The organism is Streptomyces calidiresistens, assembly GCF_014141525.1.
Lineage (GTDB): Bacteria > Actinomycetota > Actinomycetes > Streptomycetales > Streptomycetaceae > Streptomyces > Streptomyces calidiresistens.
In genome coordinates, this window is sequence record NZ_VKHS01001117.1 from 1 (window position 1) to 1,337 (window position 1,337).

Annotated in this window: 1 protein-coding gene; it reads left to right on the forward strand. The window is 74.9% G+C overall.

Going from position 1 to position 1,337, the window contains the following annotated elements:
* Nucleotides 1-116: 116 nt before the first annotated feature.
* Complete coding sequence (dusB, locus tag FOE67_RS25815; RefSeq protein WP_182667237.1) at nt 117-1,193, forward strand: tRNA dihydrouridine synthase DusB; 1,077 nt, start codon at nt 117-119, stop codon at nt 1,191-1,193.
* The last annotated feature ends 144 nt before the right edge of the window (nt 1,194-1,337 follow it).

Consider the following 1,337-nt stretch of genomic DNA (forward strand, 5'->3'; position numbering starts at 1 on the left):
CCCCGGGGCTGCCCGCCCCGCCGACCCCCGCCGGGGACGGGCCGCGGCCGGGGGCCGTCGCCGGACCGTTGACCATCGGCCCCCACCGCGTGTGGCCGCCGGTCGTGCTGGCCCCCATGGCGGGCATCACCAACGCCCCCTTCCGCCGCCTGTGCCGTGAGTTCAGCGGCGGCCGGGGGTTGTTCGTCAGCGAGATGATCACCACCCGCGCACTGGTCGAACGCAACGCCAAGACCATGCGGCTGGTCCACTTCGACGCCGACGAGCGCCCCCGTTCCGTCCAGCTCTACGGGGTGGACCCGGTGACCGTCGGCCGCGCCGCCCGGATGATCGCCGACGAGGGGCTGGCCGACCACATCGACCTCAACTTCGGCTGCCCGGTCCCCAAGGTCACCCGCCGGGGCGGCGGCTCGGCCCTGCCGTGGAAGCGTCCCCTGCTGCGGGCCATCCTCCGCGAGGCGGTCCGGGGGGCGGGGGACCTCCCGGTGACCATGAAGATGCGCAAGGGCATCGACGACGACCACCTCACCCACCTCGACGCGGGCCGGATCGCCGTGGACGAGGGCGTCACCGCCATCGCGCTGCACGGTCGCACGGCCGCCCAGCACTACGGGGGCACCGCCGACTGGTCCGCCATCGCCCGGCTCAAGGAGGCCGTTCCGGAGATCCCCGTCCTGGGCAACGGCGACATCTGGTCCGCCGACGACGCCGTGCGCATGGTCCGCGAGACCGGCTGCGACGGCGTGGTCGTGGGACGGGGCTGCCTCGGCCGTCCCTGGCTGTTCGCCGACCTGGTGGCCGCCTTCGAGGGACGGGGGGACGCGGCATACGCCCGGCCCACGCTGCGCGAGGTCGCCGCGACGATGGTGCGTCACGCCCGGCTGCTGGGGGAGTGGCTGGAGGACGAGTCGCGCGGTGTCATCGACTTCCGCAAGCACGTCGCCTGGTACACCAAGGGCTTCTCGGTCGGCTCCGAGGCGCGCAGGCGACTGGCGGTCGCCTCATCGCCGGATGAACTGGCCGAACTGCTGGAGGAGTTGGATCTGGACCAGCCCTGGCCGGCCGGGGCGGACGGACCGCGCGGACGCACCTCGGGACGCAACCGGGTGGTCCTCCCCGACGGATGGCTCGACGACCCGATGGACTGCCCGGCGATCGTGGCCGACGCCGAGCAGGACACCTCCGGCGGCTGACGTCGCCGCGGACCGGTGGGGTCCACCGGTCCGCGCGCTCCACGGGCCCGGGGCCGACGCCCCGTCAGCCGGCGCCGGCGGGCTCCGGAACGGGACCGTCGTGGTGCCGTCCCCCATCGGTTTCCGAACCGTCCCCCCGGCCGC